Raw genomic sequence first — 17,092 nt, forward strand, 5'->3', positions numbered from 1 at the left:
TCATTCGCCATCATAACCCAAAAATTGCCCTTTGATAAGGGCTTCTGTCAGGCGCTCCAGCGCAAGGTCGGGTGCGACCTCCCCCCATGCGCCGGAAACCCTGCGCAAACTGGCCATGGTTCGTGCGTTAACATTTTGATTTGTTTCAAATTTAACAGAGTTTTCAAGCACAACCAACTGCGCCATCAAGGCGCGTTCGGCCTCCAGCTCCAGGCCTTTTATTTTTTCGCGTAACGGCAATCTGTGCGCCGCATCGCCCTCGGTCAGGGCCGTTTTCAACCGCCGGCGCAGGAATCGCAACGGCACGATGACCTCATCCGACCAGAGTCGCGCAAGCTCCGCCGCCTTTAGCGCCAGAGCTTCATCCACGGGGCCGTCCAGCCACACCGCCCATAACAGCAGCGGCACGTTCTGACCGTGATCATCCTGCAGGCTGAGGCAGGCCGCAGCGACGCCCTCGCCGCCATAGGCCTTAACCGCCCAGGTCCAGAAATCAGCCGTCAAGGCCGATATCCTCGCCCCAGCGCTTCATCGGCGCGTCGATATCAAACAGGCCAAGCGTGCGCGCCACGCTCTGCCGCACCATCTCATCGAGGCTTTCCGGCTTGGTGTAAAAGGCCGGCATCGGCGGCGCCACGATGGCGCCCATCTCGGTGACCGCCGCCATAGAGCGCAAGTGGCCGAGATGCAGCGGACTTTCGCGCACCATCAGCACCAGCCGGCGGCGCTCCTTCAGACAGACATCGGCGGCGCGGCTGACCAGAGACGAGGTGACGCCCGTGGTGATCTCGCCAAGTGTCTTCACCGAACACGGCGCGATCAGCATGCCGAGCGTTTTGAACGATCCCGAAGCGATGGCGGCGCCGATATCGGCCGGCTTGTAGACCACGTCGGCCAGGGCATGGACATCGGCCAGGGTCAGGTCGGTTTCGGCGGTCAGGCTGAGTGCCGCCGCCTTGGAGATAACGAGGTGACTTTCGATGCCCGCCACACGCAGGGCCTCCAGCGCGCGGATACCGTAAATTGCTCCGGACGCGCCGCTTATGGCGACAATAAGACGTTGATTAGGTTTTAATTTATCATTGGTCATGACGTAAAACAGCTTAACTCGCTCTAAACTATAATTCTCTCGTTACCGTGATCGGTTGTAATCGTTTGTGATTCTACATTCGCCCGTTACGGGTGTTCCCTAGGCTGTCGGGACAATCCGGTCCCGCCGTCAGATGAAGCCAACATAGAGACGTTGAAGGATACTGCCTTATGACCATCGAAGCGAGAGTTCGTGAACTCGACCATCGTCATCAATCCCTCAAGACCATCATTGCCCGCGAAGAGCGCAGCCCCTCCGTGGACTCTCTATACCTTAAGGAACTGAAACGGAAGAAACTTAAGCTCAAGGAAGAAATCGAACGGATCAAGACCCTCCAGCGAAAGGACATGTATGATACGGTCCAGTAGCTCAACCGGAAAATTCTAGCGCCGCCGTCGCGCCGCGCACAAAAAAAGACCTCCGGGACAGACGTTCCGGAGGTCTTTTTTTGACCTGCTATCCCTGCTCAGCCCATCTTGACGGTGCGGATCGAGAAGCTCGACGCCAGTTTCGACACGCCCGGCATGATGCTCAGCACATCGCGGTGGACATCCTCATAAGAGAGGCTTTCGCGCAGCACGATCTTGAGCAGGTAATCGGCCTCACCCGACATCAGATGACATTCCTCGATGGCAGCGCAGGCAAGCGCCGCCTTCTCGAACTTCTCAAAGGTTTCGCGGCGCTGATCGGTGAGCGTGACGTGGACGAAAACGGTGCCCTGCTTGCCCTGAACATTCTCGGCGATGACAGCGCGATAGCCGGTGATGACACCCTTCTGCTCGAGGATTTTCACCCGGCGGTGGGCCGCGGAGGGGGACAGGCCCACGGCCTCGCCCAGATCGGCCGAAGTGGCCCTTGCATCGCTGCGCAGAACCTTGATCAGCTCGCGATCGAAAGAATCAAGGTCGGAAAATTTATCGCTATTGGCCATGTTATTGAGAATATATCCACCGACCTGTCAGATCAAGCGCCAAAATTTCCTATGACCGGGGCATCGACGCCCAGCGCGCCTGCGCCTGGGCCTTCGCATCGGCGAGCTGTTCCGGCGTCAGGGTCTTTTCCAGCGCTTCCCGATCGGGCAAGGCTTCGGGGTGGCCATTGAGCGCATAGATCTGGAACCACACCTCGGCGGCGACAAGGTCTTTCGCCACACCGATACCGGCGGCATAGGAGCGGGCGACGCCCAGTTGCGCGTCGGCGAAATTGAGGCCGGCCGAACGCAGGAGCCAGGAAAAGCCCGCCGCCACGTCCTTGTCGACGCCGCTGCCATCCATACACTGAACCCCCAGCATATAGGCGGCGTAGCTATGGTTCTGCGTCGCCGCCTGATTATAGAGCGCGAAGGACTTTTTGAAATCCTGCTTCACGCCGCGGCCATTATAATAGGCGTCAGCCAGAGATGCCCTGGCATTGATATTGCCCTGATCGGCGGCCTTTTGCAGCCACATCGCCGCCTGCGCCGGATCGGGTCGCAGATCGCCCTCGCCATAGACCAGCGCATAGCCCCGCACGTACTGCGCTTCGGACAGGCCTTGCAGGGCGGCCTTCAGGTTCCACGCCGTCGCGGCCTCGGCATTGGCGGCCGTGCCCTTGCCATACTTGAAATATTGCCCCAGCAGATATTGCCCCGGTGCGTAACCGGCATCGGCCGCTTTCTGAAACCAGGTGAAGGCCTTGGCATCGTCCTTATCGCGCAAAGCCACCACGAAACCGTGGCAGAACATGGTGTTGGGATCGGCCTCATCGGCCCGCTCGGCGGTATTGGCCACCTTGGCCTGACACAGTTCGATGGCCTGATCCATCGAGTCGGCGGCATAGGCGCTGCCGCTCAGGCCCGTGGCACCCAAAAGGATCGCGGCGACAAGCGTCTTACAGGTCAGGTTCATGAATCGCCCTCATAGCTATATCGCCACTCTAGCACAGTCGCCGATAAAAAAAGTCCTTCGCATGGCGCCCATGCCCGCCTGATGAAAATTTTACGCACTTTCCACTTCGCACCTCAAAGTGTCATAATCGCGGTCTATGGCGTGAGGTCATAGCTTTAGGCGCAGGAGTACCGTCATGACCACCAAGCCCATCCTCAAGGCCCTGATGTTGACGGCCAGTTTGCTGGCGGTCGGCAGCGCCCACGCCGAAGCCGCGCGCACGCCGCGCAACGTCATCGTCTTTGTGGCCGACGGCCTGCGCTACGGCATCGTCACCCACGATACCGCCCCGACCCTGGCCGACATCCAGAAAAACGGCGTCGATTTCCGCAATTCGCATGCGCTTTACCCGACCGTCACCACCACCAATGCCTCAGCCATCGCCACCGGCCATGGCATCGGCGATACCGGCGAATGGTCGAACTCCCTGTTGCTGCCGCCGCTAAAAGCCGAGCCCGGCGCGGTGCATTTCATGGAAAGCGACCTGATCCTAAAAGAAACCGATGCGGCCTTTGGCGGCAACTATCTCAACGAGATGAGCCTGCTACGGCTGGCGCGCGACCACGGCTACCAAACCGCCGCCATTGGCAAGGAAGGCCCGATCCTCATTCAGGATATCTCGGCGGCCGATGGCAACAGCACTATCTTCATCGATGACTCCACCGGCACGCACTATGAAAAGAACCACGCCATTCCGGTGCCGGCCGATGTGATGCAGGCCATCAAGGACGCCGGTCTGGAAACGACAGCGCGCGATCGCGGGCTCAACCAGTCCGCCGGCGCCTACAATCTGCCGGGCGTACAGGTCGCCAATATCTATCAGCAGCAGTGGTTTACCGGCGTCGCCACGAAAGTGCTGCTGCCGCGCTTCGCCGCATCGGGCAAGCCCTTCGCCATGGTCTACTGGTCGCGCGACCCGGATGGCACCCAGCACAATACCGGCGACAGCCTCAACACCCTGTCGCCCGGCATCAACGGCCCGACCTCGCTGGCCGCCGTGCGCAATGCGTCGGACAACCTGCAGGCCCTGATCGACAAGCTGAAAGAGCTTGGCATCTACGACAACACCGACATTTTCGTCACCGCCGACCATGGCTTCTCGACCATTTCGCGCCAGTCGAAAACCTCTTACGCCGCCAGGCACGCCTATCCGGATGACACGGTGAAGGGCTTCCTGCCGGAGGGCTTCCCGGCCATCGATCTGGCCCACGCCCTCCATCTGCCGCTGCTCGATTCCTACAAGGTGCCGATCGATATCGACAAGGGCGAGCATCCGCACAACTATTCGGCCATCGGCGGCGACGGCGATCATCCGGACGTGCTGATGGTGGGTTCGGGTGGCTCAGAGTTGCTTTTCATCGATCCGGCCAAGGCGAAAGACCTGGCGCCAATGATCATCGCCGCCCTGACGCAACAGGACTATGTGGCGGCGCTGTTCGTCGATGATGCGCTGGGCCCCATCCCCGGCACTCTGCCGATGAGCGCGGTGGGCCTGACTGGCAGCGCCCGCACGCAGCGTCCTTCGATCTATGTCAGCTTCGCCGATTTCGCCCTGCCCTCGTGCCTTAAAAAATGGAAGAGCCCCGAGGTCTGCTCGGTCATGATCAACGACACCAATCTGCAGCAGGGCCAGGGCAATCACGGCGGATTCACCCGCGCCAATACGCGCAACTTCATGGCCGCCATCGGCCCGGATTTCAAAGCCGGCTTCGCCAATGACGCGCCGATCTCCAATGCCGACATCACCCCGACTCTGGCGCATATCTTAGGCTTCGACCTGCCGTCGATCGGCAAGCTGAAAGGGCGCGTCATAGATGAGGCGCTGAAAGAGGGGCCGCAAACCACGCAGAGCACCCCGCACGTCACGCGTTCGGCGCCCGCCGCCAACGGCTTCGTCACGGTGCTGGAAAGCCAGAACGTCGGCGATGAAGTCTATCTCGATGCCGCCGGCATGCCTGGCCGCGTGGTTGGCCTCAAGACGACGAAATAGACATCCATTATTTTTCTTGGCGAATTCAGCTTTCTGCAACATAGTTCCCGTTAAATAGAAAAATCTTTGTAATAAGCAGGAAGTGAAACATGGCCCGGAATGTCCGGATACGCAGAATCGGCGTCGATGAACTGGAAATCGTGCGCGAACTGGCGCTGATCATCTGGCCGAAATGTTACCGTAACATCATCGCCCCCGATCGCGTCGACGCCATGCTGGCCGTGCTCTACGCCACCGACCATCTCGAAAAAGAAATGCTCGAAGATGGTCACGTCTTCTGGCTGGTACGCTTCAATGATCTCGATGTCGGCTATGCTTCCGCCTATCAGGAAGGCGGTCGCCTATGGCTGAAAAAGCTTTACGTACGTGATGAATTTCGCGGCCAGGGGCTTGGCAAGGCCCTGATCGACAACGCGCTCGACCATTTCAAATCCGAGACAAGGGACAGTGCCGAAGAACTGGCGCTCTACGTCAACAAGGACAATACGCCGGCGATCAACTACTATCTGCGCTCCGGTTTTCAGGTCGAGGCCGAAGTGCCTGTGCAGATGGGGCCCTACCTCTTTACCGATTATGTGATGCAGCGCGCCCTATAAAAGCGCTCCCTTTATTAAAAAATGACAGCGTTCGTCATAGGTTTATCTTTACCCTTCATAAACTATACGCGCAAAACGCGTATTCACGACCTATAACAAGCCTGTTACCGTTCATTTGACAACTTACCCGCGCAGACCTTCTGTGTTACCTTAACATCACGTCGAATCATGACGAGGGCGACATAAGGCTTGCCCTTTTCTGCACAAATTACGGAGCTACTGTTTTATCGATTTCTGAGGACGCGCCTTTTCACATCGCAGCCATGGAGCCCACCGATGATCCTGATGCCCCAAGCCCGCCCCATCTCCGCCGACGAACTCGATATCGTCCGCGACCTGGCCCTGCAAATCTGGCCGAAGGCCTACCGCACCAGCATTTCGCCTGACCGGATCGATTCCCTGGCCAGCGAAATCTTCGATATCGACAAGCTCGAAGACGATATCATGCAGCGCGGCCATGTCTTCTTCGTGATGCGCGTCGGCCGTGCCGATGTCGGCTTCTGCGCCGCCCATCTGGAAGGCACGCGCATCTGGGTCAGCAAGCTGTGCATCCTGCCCGATTTCCGCGGCTTCGGCCTTGCCAGCGCGCTGATCGACGCCGCTCAGGATCATTTCTCGCCGGCCGATGATCTGGTCATCTGCGTCCACAAGGATCACGACCCGGCGGTCAATTTCTGCTTGCGCAGCGGCTTCAAGATCGCCCGTGAAATTCCCTCGGAATATGGCGAGCTGACCGACTATGTGATGCACAAGACCCTACCGCATCACCAGATGCACGCCGCCTGATCAACCCATCAGTTGCGCGATATCGGGGCCGCCCAGCAAGGTTTGCCACAACCAGACCACCAAGCCGTGAAACAGGACCGCAGGCCATAGCGAACCTGTATGATAGCGCATGATTGTGCAGGCGAGCCCCAGAACACCGGCGCAGATCAGGAAGGCCGACGCAAGGAAAAGCTGCGCGTTCGGCAGGATGACCACAGCCTCGAAAACGTGCCACAGCATGAAGACAAGAACCGCCAGACCGATCCACAGCACGGGACGGCGGATCTCCCCTTTGTCAGGCACCAGCACGCCCCGAAAGACAAGCTCTTCGGTAAAGGCAGGCATCGCCATGACCATGACAAGCCTTACAGCCGCGCCATGCCAAAGCGGTTGCCAGATCAATAGACCGCCGAAGCCGCCTATGGCGGCGATGAATACCAGACACACGGCACCTATAATAAAGCACACCCTCCACTGACGGCCCTCTGGCCATGTCAGGACCGCGCGCTTCAGGCGATGAAAAAGGATCACGTCGCCGGCGCGGTGTGCGGCACCGGCTTGAACGCCTTGGCCAAAGCCTTGGCCTTGGTCTTGTCGCCGCCTGACATCTGCTTGCCGATGAAGTCCAAGGCGGCGATGGCGTCGTCATCGTCCTGCGCTGCCGCCAGCAGATACCATTTCATCGCCTCGATGCGGTTCTGCTTCACGCCCATGGCGTTCTCATACATGGCGCCAAGCTTATACTGGCCATAGGCATCGCCCTCATTGGCCGCCTGCGTCAGATAGGTCAGAGCCTTGCCATAATCCGCCGGCACACCGATGCCATTAAGATAGACCAGCCCCAGGGACGTGACCCCGGTGCTTTTCTCGCGGGCGTTTTCCTTCAGCCTGTCCAGACCGGCCTTGGTGTCCTTCACCGTGCCCTTGCCGGTCAGCAACATGAACGCGACCTGCCGGCGCGCGCTATCGTCACCGCCGTCGGCCGCTTTCTTATACCATTCAAACGCCTGTTTCTCATCCTTGGTGAGCCCACTTTCGCCGACCAGATAGAGATAGCCGAGGGTTTCCTGAGCGTTGCCCAGCCCCTGCTCCGCTGCCTTGCGCAACCATTCCAGCCCCTTGGCCTCGTCTTTCTCAACGCCTTCGCCATAGCGATAGAAATAGCCGAGCAGGTTCTGCCCCTTGCTATCGCCCTGCTGGGCCGCTTTCAGCGCCCAGGCAAAGGCGGTCTTGTCGTCTTTCGGGACTCCTTCGCCATTGCTGTACATGAGGCCAAGATAGTATTGCGAGCGGGCATCGCCCTTGTCCGCGCCCGTTTTGAAAAAGGCGAAGGCTTTCGGGTAATCCGCCGTCACGGCCTTACCCTCATAGTAGAGAATGCCCAGCGCGCGGGTGGCGGTGATATCGCCGCCCTGCGCCGCCGTCTGCAGTTCGGCGACCGTGCGCTTGTCGGCGCTGTCTTCGGCCATGGCAGGCGCGCCCAACAGTATAACGGACAGGACGGCCCAGCCGGCGGCTTGTATCTTCAGATGTTTCATAATCTCCCCAGAATAGAGCAAAAAGATAGATGACAATCGCTGATTTGTCTCGCTTTTTTCGATATTGCCAAACGGTAATGCGGTCCCCCTTTGTATCCCCCTTCAAAATCGGTTAAGACTGCCTACATAGTGAGGGCGCAGGGGGCCGCGTTTGGAGTGCATCCCTGTCATCGAGCATTCAAAGGGAGCTCCTTAGATGAAATTCACACGCGTTTTGGGCCTTATCGCCGCCGCTGGCCTTGCGCTGAGCCTTGTGGGCTGCGGGGTCAACAATATCCCGACCAAGGAAGAGACGGCAAAGCAATCCTGGGCAGATGTCCAGAATGCCTATCAGAACCGCGCGGATCTGATTCCTAACCTTGTCGCCACCGTCAAGGGTGCGGCGGCCCACGAAGAGGGCACACTGACCGCCGTTGTGGAAGCGCGCGCCAAGGCGACCTCGGTCAATGTCGATGCCTCGACCATTTCCGATCCAGCCAAATTCAAGCAGTTCCAGCAATCGCAGGACGGCCTGTCGTCGGCGCTCGGTCGCCTGATGGTCATTCAGGAGCAGTATCCGAACCTGAAGGCCAATGAGAACTTCCTGGCCCTGCAAAGCCAGATCGAAGGTGTCAACAACCGCATCACCATTGCGCGCCGCGACTATAACGCCGCCGCCACGCAATATAACCTGTCCTTGCGCACCTTCCCGAGCGTGATCTGGGCCAAGACCCTCTACGGCTCCAGCAAGCCGATGGAACTCTTCACCGCTTCGGCCGGCGCCGAAACCGCGCCTGTCGTCAGCTTCGACAAGCCCGCAGCCCCTGCCGCCACCGCACCGGCAGCCGCGCCGGCTTCGCACTAAGCCAGTAGCCAGCAAGGCCATCCAGAATGAACCGTTTTCTTAAACCCTTCTGGGTGGTCTTGGCTGTGCTTATGGCCGGCTTGTGGGCTGGGCAAGCTTTTGCCGAACCCAAATACCCCGACCTGAACAACCAGCGCGTCGTCGATGACGCACACCTGCTTTCTGACGCCACCAAGGCCGACCTGACGCTCAAGCTCAAGGGGCTGGAAGACGCCACCACCGATCAGGTGGTCATCGTCACCGTACCGGATCTGGAAGGCTATGATATCGCCGATTACGGCTATCAGCTCGGCCGTCACTGGGGCATCGGCCAGAAGGCCGGCGGCCCGGCGGCCAGCAACGGCCAGACCTACAAGGACAACGGCATCCTGCTGATCGTGGCGCCCAATGAGCGCAAGGTTCGCATCGAGGTCGGTTACGGGCTTGAGCCGGTGATGACGGATGCGATGTCGTCCGTAATCATCCAGCGCGCCATCCTGCCGCAATTCAAGGCGGGCGATTATTCGGCCGGCATTGTGGCCGGCACCGACCAGATCATTGCCCAACTGGCGCAGGATCGTCAGGTCGCCATTCAAAAAGCACAGGAAGCGCAGACGGCCGCCGATACCGGTGGCAGCCGCAAGGGCGGCTTACCTCTGCCCCTCATTATTTTCATCATCATCATCTTTGTGATGTTCTCACGCGGCTGGTTGCCGTGGTTCCTGCTCGGCAGCCTCCTGGGCGGTGGCGGACGTGGAGGCGGTGACTGGGGCGGCGGTGGCGGCTTCGGTGGCGGCGGCGGATTCAGTGGTGGCGGCGGCTCGTTCGGCGGCGGCGGAAGTTCGGGAAGCTGGTAACATGACCTTGAAAATCGACCATAGCCGCGTCAATGCGGCCATCGCCAAAGCCGAACTGAGCACATCCGGCGAGATCACCTGTGTTATCAAATCGAAGGCGCTCGATTACGGCGAAACCCCGCTAGGCTGGGCGGCGGTGGCGGCCTTTGTCGTGCCCATGCTGCTCTCCGCCATGGGCACCCTGCCGCACGAATGGCTCGCGCCCCTGCTCACGCATATTTTCGGCTGGAACGGCATCGGCGTCAGCGGCGATTTCGCCACCTGGGAAGTGCTGATCGGTTACGGCTTCCTGCAGGTTATCGTCTTCGCCGTCGTCTACGCGCTCATTCGCTTCACCGGCCTGAAACTTATCCTGACGCCGAAAGCCACGCGCAACCGCAAAGCTCACCAGAAGGCCATGGAGCAGTTCTACGCCCGCGGCCTGCATCTGACACAGGGCCAGACCGGCGTCATGATCTTCTGCGCTTTGGAAGAGCATTTCGTCGATGTCATTGCCGACGCCGGCATCTATGCCAAGGTCGACAAAACCTTGTGGAATGACACCGTGGCGGCTCTGCTTGGGCATGTGAAGAATGGCGACCTGACCAGCGGTTTTGAGGCCGCCGTCGAAAAATGCGGCGAGGCTCTGGCCGCGCACTTCCCGCCAGGCGAGGACAATCCCAACGAACTGCCGGACGTGCTGATCGAGATTTAAGCAAGATACCGCACGGGCCGCGCAGCGGTGATCGGACCGCCGATGCGACTGTGGTGGTGGGGTTTCTGGCTTTCTTCAACTTCCCACTGGCTTTTGACGCCGCCGCCCGTTAAACAGCGCCTCCCCTTCTCCCCAAGGTTTGCGCTCATGTCCCGTCCCTATTGCGGTATCGACTTCGGTACATCCAATTCCGCTGTCTGCGTAGGGGATGATGACGGCCTGCGACTGGTACCGGTCGAGGGCGAGTCGGTCACGCTTCCCTCAGCTATCTTCTTCAATTTCGAGACCGGCCGCGTCAGCATTGGCCGCGAAGCGATCGCGCAATATCTTGACGGCTACGAAGGCCGCCTGATGCGGGCGCTGAAATCGATCCTCGGTTCGCGTCTGATCTCGGAAACCACCCAGATCGGCACACGCCGTCAGGATTTCCGCGCCATCATCGGCTACTATATTTCCGAACTGAAAAAGCGCGCCGAGGACTTTTGCGGCGAGGCCATCGAGGACGTAGTTCTGGGGCGCCCGGTCCATTTCGTCGATGGCGATCAGGAGGCTGATAATCGCGCCGAGGCCGAACTGCGCGGCATCGCCGAGGCGCAAGGCTTCCGCAACATCTCGTTTGAATATGAACCCCTGGCGGCGGCGCGCGACTATGCGCAGAACTTGATCACCGAGGAAATCGTGCTGGTGGTCGATATCGGCGGCGGCACGTCCGACTTCTCTGTGCTTCGCCTAGGCGCCGGTCAGCGCGAAATTCTGGCCAATGCCGGTGTCCATATCGGCGGCACCGATTTCGACACCCGCCTCAGCCTGGAAACCGCCATGCGCGATCTCGGCTATCGCGGCAAGCTCAAGAACGGCAACGAGATGTCGAGCCAGCCCTATTTCCAACTGGCGACCTGGCACCTGATCAACTTCCTCTATACGCAGAAGGTCATGACGAGCCTGCGCCAGACCCACTATCTCTCTGGTGAACGCGAGAAGACCGCGCGCCTGCTCGAGGTCATCGAGCGTCAGGCCGGTCACGATATCGCCAACCGCATCGAAAAAGCCAAGATCGCGCTGTCGGACGCCGAGACGACGACGGTCGATTTCACCGCCATCGATCCGGACTGGCAACTCGATATCGACCGCAATACCCTGACCAATAGCGTTGAGCGGGAAGTGGCGAAGGTGGTGGCTGTGGCGCTGGAAACCGTGACGGAGCGCGCCGGCCTAGACGCCGATGCGGTCCAGACCCTGTTCATGACCGGCGGCTCGACCGCCCTGCCCGGCTTTGAGGCGGCGATGCAGGCAGCGTTTCCAAAGGCGCAGATGACCTATGGCGACCGCTTCTCGTCCGTCGCCAGCGGGCTGGGACTGGCGGCCAAAGAACGGTTTAGCGGCAAAAGCTAAGGCGTTATGGCCGGCGCTGTTCGTCCGGTCAGTCCGCCTTTTGCGGCGCCTTCGGCGGCGGCAGGATTGCTGCCGTCAGAGCCCGGTCGATCGTGCGCCCCCTGCGGCGCTATGAGGATCATCGCCAGAACCGCCACAATCATGGCCACGATGACGCCGGCGGCCCATTTGGCGCGACTCTTTTCGGTTTTCGATGCGGGTGGCTCGCGGGTGGTCATGACCGATCCCCTTTCAGGCCTCAGACTGACGCCTCCGCCGTAAGAAATCCGACCGGAACATCCTCATGTCAACGCAAAAAGCGGTAAGGAACCGGCGTGGGAAATTCGCACGGCTAGCGCCGCAGGTACGCTTGTACGGGGCCGCCGAGGCCTGCTAGCGACGACTGCGACGCAATCGGCCAAAGATGCGAATTTCCCCTACTCGAAGCGGGAGAAGATGGAGGCTTGACGTGGCAGCTCCTGATAGCGGTGGACCTTGACGCCCAGCACGACGCCAAAGCCGGTCATCACCATCAGCATGGCCGAACCGCCGTAGGAGACGAGCGGCATCGGCACGCCGACCACGGGGAACATGCCCATGACCATGGCGCCATTGATCAGCACATAGAGCGCAAAGGTGGCCGTGGCGCCCGCTGCGGCCAAACGGCCAAAGTGCGAGTGCGACAGCGAGGCCATGCGCAGGGCCATAAGGATGATCAGGGCATAGAGCAGGAAGATGGTGAAGCCACCGGCAAAGCCGAGTTCCTCACATACCGCCGCCATGATGAAATCGGTATGTTTTTCGGGCAGGAAGTTGAGCTGTGATTGCGAGCCGAGGCCCAGTCCCTTGCCGAGCAGGCCGCCGGAGCCCATGGCGATCTTCGATTGCAGGATATGGTAGCCGTCACCGGAAGGATCGCCCTCCGGGTTGAGGAAGGTCAGGATGCGCTTCTTTTGATAGTCGTGCAGGGCGTATTGGAAGGCTAAGAACACGGCGACGGGAGCTGAGGCAGCGGCGGCGGCGATGATCTTCCAGTTCAGTCCGGCCAGGATCATGACCGAAGCGCCGGTCAGCGAGATCAGCACGGCGGTGCCGAGGTCGGGCTGGTGCATGACAAGCGTGGCCGGCACGCCTATCATGGCGGCGGGGATCAGCAGCTTCCACGACAGATTGGCGTCCTTGGCAGAGCACTCATGGTAAAACCGCGCCAGGGCGAGAACGATGGCCAGCTTCATGAATTCCGATGGCTGGAACGTAAAGCCACCGATGCTGAGCCAGCGCTGCGCGCCCATCCGGACAGCGCCCACGGCCTCAACGGCGATCAGCAACAACAGCGACGCGCCATAAAACCAGTAGGCACCCATCAGCCAGACCCGCAGGTCGAGCAAGGACAGGCCACACATCATGACGAGGCAGACCGAAAAGAAGATCAGTTGCTTATAGGCCCAGCCGGGTCCGCCCCAGGTCATGCCGCCGACACTGTAGAGCATGATGATGCCGATGCCGGTCAGGGCGCACAAAAGTCCGACAAACAACCAGTCGACCTGGGCGAGCTTTGAATCGTAGCGTTCGCGTTGGCCGGGGCGTGAAAGGGCGGAATCTACCATGATCTTCTACCTAAACGCCGTTATCGATGATATCGGGCGGTGGCGGCGCCGCGCCGGGGTCGCTTTCGGGGGCACTATCGGGATCTGGCCCATCCGATATCGGCTTATCAACCAGATCGGCCGGATTGACGGCGACAATGCGTTTTTGAATTTCGGGGTCTTTGAGCAGAGCCATGCGCATGATTTCACGCGCCTTGGGCACTGCCGACGAAGAGCCCCAGCCGCCGTGCTGCACGATGACGCTCATGGCGTATTTCGGCGCATCGGCCGGCGCGAAGGCGACAAACCAGGCGTGGTCGCGCTTTTCCCAGCCGAGATGCAGCGTGGCGCGCGACCCGCCGGCGGCGTAGGTATGGGCCTGCGCCGTTCCGGTTTTGCCGGCCATCAGGATGGGACCGAGGTCAAGCTTGCCCGACCGCGCGGCGGTGCCGCCCGGTGCTGACGTCACGTCGGCCATGGCGGCGCGGACAAAGGCGATATGAGCCGGATCGACCGGCAGGTCTTCGAATTCGGTATCTTTATACGGCTTGCCGCCGATCGACTTGATCAGACGCGGCATCACCGCCTTGCGGCCATTGGCCAGGCGCGCCACGGCGACGCAGTTTTGCAGGGCGTTGACATTGGTATAGCCCTGTCCGATTCCCATGGACGGGGTTTCGCCAGGCCACCAGCGCGTATTGTTGGGCTGGCGCTTTTCGAAATAAGCTTTTTTCCACGCCTGATCGGGCACCACGCCGGCCTTCTGGCCATCGATGCCGATATCGAAAATCTGCCCAAGGCCAAACTTGCGCGCCACTGCGGCGATCTTGTCCGGCCCGACCGCCAAGGCGCACTGATAGAAATAGACATCGCATGAGGTGACGATGGCGCCGTGCAGATCGAGCGTGCCGTGGCGGTCGTCGCAGTGGAAGACGCGATTGCCATAAGGAAACACGCCGTTGCAAGTGTGGGTCGTCTTCGGGTCAAAGCCGTTTTCCAGCGCCGCCAGCCCCACCAGCGTCTTGAAGGTCGAGCCTGGCGGATAGGTGGCGGTCAGGGCCTTGTCGAGCAGCGGGTTGTGGTCATAGTCGTGCAGCAGCTTGTAGGCATCGTTCGAGATGCCGGAGACGAACAGATTGGGATCGAAACCGGGACTAGACGTCATGCACAGCACTTCGCCGGTCTCGATATCCATCATAACCGCCGAACCGGACTCCTGACCGAACACATCGATGGCGCGCTGCTGGATATCGGCGTCGAGCGTCAGCACGATATCCTTCCCCGGCACCGGCGCGATCGAGCCAACGCCATCCTCGGCCACCACGCGGCCACGGGCGTCGACCTCGACCTTCTTGCCACCGGCCGTGCCGCGCAGATCGCGGTCGAAGGCCTTTTCGATGCCTGACTTGCCGATGCGGAAGCTGGGGTGGTGCAGGAGATTGAACTCGCCTTCCGGCCCGCCCTTTTCCTTATCCATATCCTTTTGCGAAATCTTGGCGACGTAACCGACGACATGCGAGAAGGCGCCGCCATAATAATAGGCGCGCATCTCATCCCTATCGGCCACCACGCCCGGAATATCGTTGGCGTAGAGGCTGACCTTGGAGAAATCTTCCCAGCTCAGATCGGAGGCGATAATGGTTGGCACCGAGCGCTGGTTCTGGTTGATATCGCGCAGGATACGGCGGCGGCTGGTCAGGGTCTGGGGCAGGATATACGACACCTGATCCAGGGTATCGTCGATATTCTTGATCTCGTTGGTCTCGATCATGACGCGGAAAGACGGCCGGTTGCCGGCGATCAGCTTGCCGTTACGATCAAAAATATTACCGCGCGGCGGCGGCACCAGGCGGAAATTGAACTGGTTGGCGGCCGACAGTTTCTGGAACTTGCTGCCTTGCAGGATTTGCAGATGGACCAGACGGCCGGTCAGGGCGAACATGCCAAACGCCACCACGCCGCCCATCAGGAAGACGCGGCGTGTGAAAGCACCCTGACGCTCATTGACATCGGTAAAGACGAGGGACGGTTCAGCAGCCATGTGTCTCCCCTCCCCTTACTGAAACCGGACGTCGGTATGGACGTATTTTTCGAGCAGATAGAGCACGACCGGAAACAGGAGCATGGTGGCGAAGGCCTGTTCGACCACGCCCCAGATACGCGGCACAAAGCCGGTGTCGATTGTGGTCAGCAGGATGCAGAGCCCGAAAAAGGCCAGTTCGGCCAGCAGGAAGATGCCGAAGACAACGATCCATTCCTGCCCGATGATAAAGGTGCGGGCGGTGATCAGCGAGGCATAGACCAGCATCAGGCCGAGCGTCCAGAACCCAAGCGGCGCGCCCCAGAAGAAATCGAGAAACATGCCAAGCGCGCCCAGAACGAACGGCGCGATATAGGAGGGGCGGATGAGCGGCCAGGCGAAGGCCAGGATAAACGGCGATACCGGCTCTGGCAGATAGAAGCCAAACGGCTGAAAAGCGGTGGCCAGCACGATGGTCAGGGCCAGACTGATCAGGGCCGGCGCGATGATCCAGTCCCACGGACCGATGATCTTGGACGCCATGCCGCTGCGCACGCCGCGATTGATGGCCATGCCGGCGATGCCACGCTTCCTCATGCCAAGCATGCCCGGCATTTTCATCAGTTTTGCCCCGTCGGTGCGGCGGGCGGCACGAAAGGCTTCAGGTCCGGTTCAACCGCCGGCGCTGCCGAAGAGGCCGATGTCGCGGCGGGCCTGGGCATGACCGGTTTCGGTTTTGGCTTAACCACGGGCGGTTTGACCGGGGAGGCACTGGCGGCTCCCGCCGATGAGCCCGTGGCGGAACTGGCGGCGCCAGAGGAGGCACTGGACGACGACGCGCTGCTTTGCGCCGCCTGAACGGGCGGCAGGGCCGGCGGCGGCAGCACATCGCTGACAGCGGGGGTACGCAGCAGGGTGTCGGCGTTCGGCAGTTGCGAGAAGTCCTTGAACAGCAGAACCTTGACGAAATCGATCGCCGAGCGGTTGGAATACAGACGGACGCGCCAGACGCCATCGACGCCCTTGACCGCTTCGCCCACCGGCAGGCCACGCGGGAAGATGCCGCCATCGCCCGACGACAGGATCTGATCGCCCACCTTGACCGACTCCTTGCCGCGCACAAAATCGAGCTTGGGATAACCGCCGCCATCGCCGCGCATCATGGCGCGGGCGTCGGAGCGCAGGATCATAACCGGCACATTGCTGGTCACATCGGTCACCATCAGCACGCGGCTGACATCGGGCGATACGCCGATGACGCGGCCGACCAGGCCATGTTCGGTGATGACGGGGTTGCCGAAGGTGATCTTCTTGGACGAACCGGCATTGATCAGACGGTTGTTGGCGAACGGCCCGCGCGACACGGCCACCGACCGCGCCGTCACAGCCTCGACGGCAGGCTCGGTGCGCAGGTTCAGCAGCTTTTCGTAGCGCGCATTGATGTCCTTCTCCTCGGTATAGAGGTCGCGGTACTGGCTGAGCTCAGCCACCTTGCGCTTGAGGACACGGTTTTCACGGACGGCGAAGAGATAGTCATCCAGCCAGTTGGTGCCATCGCCGACCGCATGGACCGGCAGGGACAGCGCCTTGTCCGGCAGGCTGGCGACACCATCGAACCCGGCGCGATTGGCAAAGGAGGCCGGCTCGACCTCTTCGCGGTGATCGCCCAGGAACAAAAGCGCCGCCCCGACGCAGACAACACCGACTATACCCATCACCGCCCAGGTCATGGGCAGTTTCAGGTGCTCGAAGTGCTTGTTGTTGTCCCCGTAAGCCACGCTTTACTTTTCCTTGAGGCGGAGAGCTTTGATCTGGTGTTGATTCGCTCGATATTACG

At 60.5% G+C, this 17,092-nt stretch carries 19 protein-coding genes; 8 read left to right on the forward strand and 11 right to left on the reverse strand.

All coding sequences use genetic code 11. From position 1 onward, the window contains the following. Positions 1 to 504 carry a TIGR02444 family protein gene (locus tag B060_RS26035; RefSeq protein ID WP_018081181.1) on the reverse strand — a complete coding sequence of 168 codons (504 nt, stop codon included), beginning with the start codon at positions 502 to 504 and terminating at the stop codon, positions 1 to 3. Further along, positions 494 to 1,090 (reverse strand): UbiX family flavin prenyltransferase, encoded by a 597-nt coding sequence (locus B060_RS0107640; RefSeq protein ID WP_018081182.1) that lies wholly within the window; start codon positions 1,088 to 1,090, stop codon positions 494 to 496. Before B060_RS0107640 ends, B060_RS26035 begins: the two co-directional genes overlap by 11 nt. A 170-nt stretch (positions 1,091 to 1,260) precedes the next feature. Between B060_RS0107640 and B060_RS0107645 the strand changes: the two genes are divergently transcribed. Further along, on the forward strand, positions 1,261 to 1,458 hold the full coding sequence (locus B060_RS0107645; protein WP_018081183.1) for a DUF465 domain-containing protein: 198 nt from the start codon (positions 1,261 to 1,263) through the stop codon (positions 1,456 to 1,458). A gap of 98 nt (positions 1,459 to 1,556) precedes the next feature. Here the strand turns inward: B060_RS0107645 and B060_RS0107650 are convergent, their stop codons facing one another. Both B060_RS0107650 and B060_RS24045 read right to left on the reverse strand, forming a co-directional pair. After that, positions 1,557 to 2,021: an Lrp/AsnC family transcriptional regulator gene (locus B060_RS0107650; protein ID WP_018081184.1), complete on the reverse strand. Its 465-nt coding sequence runs from the start codon at positions 2,019 to 2,021 to the stop codon at positions 1,557 to 1,559. A 49-nt stretch (positions 2,022 to 2,070) separates the two neighbouring features. Beyond that, on the reverse strand, positions 2,071 to 2,976 hold the full coding sequence (locus tag B060_RS24045) for a tetratricopeptide repeat protein (RefSeq protein WP_018081185.1): 906 nt from the start codon (positions 2,974 to 2,976) through the stop codon (positions 2,071 to 2,073). A 175-nt stretch (positions 2,977 to 3,151) separates the two neighbouring features. Between B060_RS24045 and B060_RS0107660 the strand changes: the two genes are divergently transcribed. The 3 genes from B060_RS0107660 (at position 3,152) to B060_RS0107670 (ending at position 6,387) form a co-directional block, all read left to right on the forward strand. After that, the gene (locus tag B060_RS0107660) at positions 3,152 to 5,005 is read left to right on the forward strand and encodes an alkaline phosphatase family protein (protein WP_018081186.1); all 1,854 of its coding nucleotides are present in this window, start codon (positions 3,152 to 3,154) and stop codon (positions 5,003 to 5,005) included. Positions 5,006 to 5,094: 89 nt separating this feature from the next. Further along, positions 5,095 to 5,601, forward strand: coding sequence for a GNAT family N-acetyltransferase (locus B060_RS0107665; RefSeq protein WP_018081187.1), 507 nt, complete (start codon positions 5,095 to 5,097; stop codon positions 5,599 to 5,601). 276 nt (positions 5,602 to 5,877) lie between these two features. Further along, complete coding sequence (locus B060_RS0107670; protein ID WP_018081188.1) at positions 5,878 to 6,387, forward strand: GNAT family N-acetyltransferase; 510 nt, start codon at positions 5,878 to 5,880, stop codon at positions 6,385 to 6,387. Here the strand turns inward: B060_RS0107670 and B060_RS0107675 are convergent, their stop codons facing one another. Both B060_RS0107675 and B060_RS24050 read right to left on the reverse strand, forming a co-directional pair. Beyond that, a complete protein-coding gene (locus B060_RS0107675) occupies positions 6,388 to 6,813 on the reverse strand; it encodes a CPBP family glutamic-type intramembrane protease (RefSeq protein ID WP_155847509.1) in 426 nt (141 codons plus the stop codon). An 80-nt stretch (positions 6,814 to 6,893) separates the two neighbouring features. After that, complete coding sequence (locus B060_RS24050) at positions 6,894 to 7,904, reverse strand: tetratricopeptide repeat protein (protein WP_018081190.1); 1,011 nt, start codon at positions 7,902 to 7,904, stop codon at positions 6,894 to 6,896. Positions 7,905 to 8,100: 196 nt separating this feature from the next. On the opposite strand from B060_RS24050, the gene B060_RS0107685 reads away from it, so the two are divergent. The 4 genes from B060_RS0107685 (at position 8,101) to B060_RS0107700 (ending at position 11,670) form a co-directional block, all read left to right on the forward strand. Then, a complete protein-coding gene (locus B060_RS0107685) occupies positions 8,101 to 8,748 on the forward strand; it encodes a LemA family protein (RefSeq protein ID WP_018081191.1) in 648 nt (215 codons plus the stop codon). A gap of 26 nt (positions 8,749 to 8,774) precedes the next feature. Further along, positions 8,775 to 9,584, forward strand: coding sequence for a TPM domain-containing protein (locus B060_RS0107690; RefSeq protein ID WP_018081192.1), 810 nt, complete (start codon positions 8,775 to 8,777; stop codon positions 9,582 to 9,584). Between the two features lies 1 nt (position 9,585). Beyond that, positions 9,586 to 10,278 (forward strand): TPM domain-containing protein, encoded by a 693-nt coding sequence (locus tag B060_RS0107695; protein WP_018081193.1) that lies wholly within the window; start codon positions 9,586 to 9,588, stop codon positions 10,276 to 10,278. A 147-nt stretch (positions 10,279 to 10,425) separates the two neighbouring features. Continuing rightward, a complete protein-coding gene (locus tag B060_RS0107700; protein ID WP_018081194.1) occupies positions 10,426 to 11,670 on the forward strand; it encodes an Hsp70 family protein in 1,245 nt (414 codons plus the stop codon). On the opposite strand, the gene B060_RS0107705 is transcribed toward B060_RS0107700, so the two are convergent. From B060_RS0107705 to mreC, 5 genes are all read right to left on the reverse strand, one after another. After that, positions 11,667 to 11,888, reverse strand: a complete 222-nt coding sequence (locus B060_RS0107705; protein ID WP_018081195.1) for a hypothetical protein — start codon at positions 11,886 to 11,888, stop codon at positions 11,667 to 11,669. The genes B060_RS0107700 and B060_RS0107705 overlap by 4 nt on opposite strands. Before the next feature lie 198 nt (positions 11,889 to 12,086). Then, a complete protein-coding gene (gene rodA, locus B060_RS0107710; RefSeq protein WP_018081196.1) occupies positions 12,087 to 13,256 on the reverse strand; it encodes a rod shape-determining protein RodA in 1,170 nt (389 codons plus the stop codon). A 10-nt stretch (positions 13,257 to 13,266) separates the two neighbouring features. Continuing rightward, a complete protein-coding gene (gene mrdA / locus B060_RS0107715) occupies positions 13,267 to 15,276 on the reverse strand; it encodes a penicillin-binding protein 2 (protein WP_018081197.1) in 2,010 nt (669 codons plus the stop codon). A 15-nt stretch (positions 15,277 to 15,291) separates the two neighbouring features. Beyond that, positions 15,292 to 15,876 carry a hypothetical protein gene (locus tag B060_RS0107720; RefSeq protein ID WP_018081198.1) on the reverse strand — a complete coding sequence of 195 codons (585 nt, stop codon included), beginning with the start codon at positions 15,874 to 15,876 and terminating at the stop codon, positions 15,292 to 15,294. Continuing rightward, a complete protein-coding gene (gene mreC, locus B060_RS0107725) occupies positions 15,876 to 17,033 on the reverse strand; it encodes a rod shape-determining protein MreC (protein WP_018081199.1) in 1,158 nt (385 codons plus the stop codon). Before mreC ends, B060_RS0107720 begins: the two co-directional genes overlap by 1 nt. Between the last annotated feature and the right edge of the window lie 59 nt (positions 17,034 to 17,092).

This window comes from Asticcacaulis benevestitus DSM 16100 = ATCC BAA-896 (assembly GCF_000376105.1).
Taxonomy (GTDB): Bacteria; Pseudomonadota; Alphaproteobacteria; order Caulobacterales; family Caulobacteraceae; genus Asticcacaulis; species Asticcacaulis benevestitus.

Bases quoted from the DNA above. Each gene is read 5' to 3' on its own strand.
- B060_RS0107640 (WP_018081182.1), bottom strand. From the start codon at position 1,090: ATGACCAATGATAAATTAAAACCTAATCAACGTCTTATTGTCGCCATA.
- B060_RS0107645 (WP_018081183.1), top strand. From the start codon at position 1,261: ATGACCATCGAAGCGAGAGTTCGTGAACTCGACCATCGTCATCAATCC.
- B060_RS0107650 (WP_018081184.1), bottom strand. From the start codon at position 2,021: ATGGCCAATAGCGATAAATTTTCCGACCTTGATTCTTTCGATCGCGAG.
- B060_RS24045 (WP_018081185.1), bottom strand. From the start codon at position 2,976: ATGAACCTGACCTGTAAGACGCTTGTCGCCGCGATCCTTTTGGGTGCC.
- B060_RS0107660 (WP_018081186.1), top strand. From the start codon at position 3,152: ATGACCACCAAGCCCATCCTCAAGGCCCTGATGTTGACGGCCAGTTTG.
- B060_RS0107665 (WP_018081187.1), top strand. From the start codon at position 5,095: ATGGCCCGGAATGTCCGGATACGCAGAATCGGCGTCGATGAACTGGAA.
- B060_RS0107670 (WP_018081188.1), top strand. From the start codon at position 5,878: ATGATCCTGATGCCCCAAGCCCGCCCCATCTCCGCCGACGAACTCGAT.
- B060_RS24050 (WP_018081190.1), bottom strand. From the start codon at position 7,904: ATGAAACATCTGAAGATACAAGCCGCCGGCTGGGCCGTCCTGTCCGTT.
- B060_RS0107685 (WP_018081191.1), top strand. From the start codon at position 8,101: ATGAAATTCACACGCGTTTTGGGCCTTATCGCCGCCGCTGGCCTTGCG.
- B060_RS0107690 (WP_018081192.1), top strand. From the start codon at position 8,775: ATGAACCGTTTTCTTAAACCCTTCTGGGTGGTCTTGGCTGTGCTTATG.
- B060_RS0107695 (WP_018081193.1), top strand. From the start codon at position 9,586: ATGACCTTGAAAATCGACCATAGCCGCGTCAATGCGGCCATCGCCAAA.
- B060_RS0107700 (WP_018081194.1), top strand. From the start codon at position 10,426: ATGTCCCGTCCCTATTGCGGTATCGACTTCGGTACATCCAATTCCGCT.
- B060_RS0107705 (WP_018081195.1), bottom strand. From the start codon at position 11,888: ATGACCACCCGCGAGCCACCCGCATCGAAAACCGAAAAGAGTCGCGCC.
- rodA (WP_018081196.1), bottom strand. From the start codon at position 13,256: ATGGTAGATTCCGCCCTTTCACGCCCCGGCCAACGCGAACGCTACGAT.
- mrdA (WP_018081197.1), bottom strand. From the start codon at position 15,276: ATGGCTGCTGAACCGTCCCTCGTCTTTACCGATGTCAATGAGCGTCAG.
- B060_RS0107720 (WP_018081198.1), bottom strand. From the start codon at position 15,876: ATGAAAATGCCGGGCATGCTTGGCATGAGGAAGCGTGGCATCGCCGGC.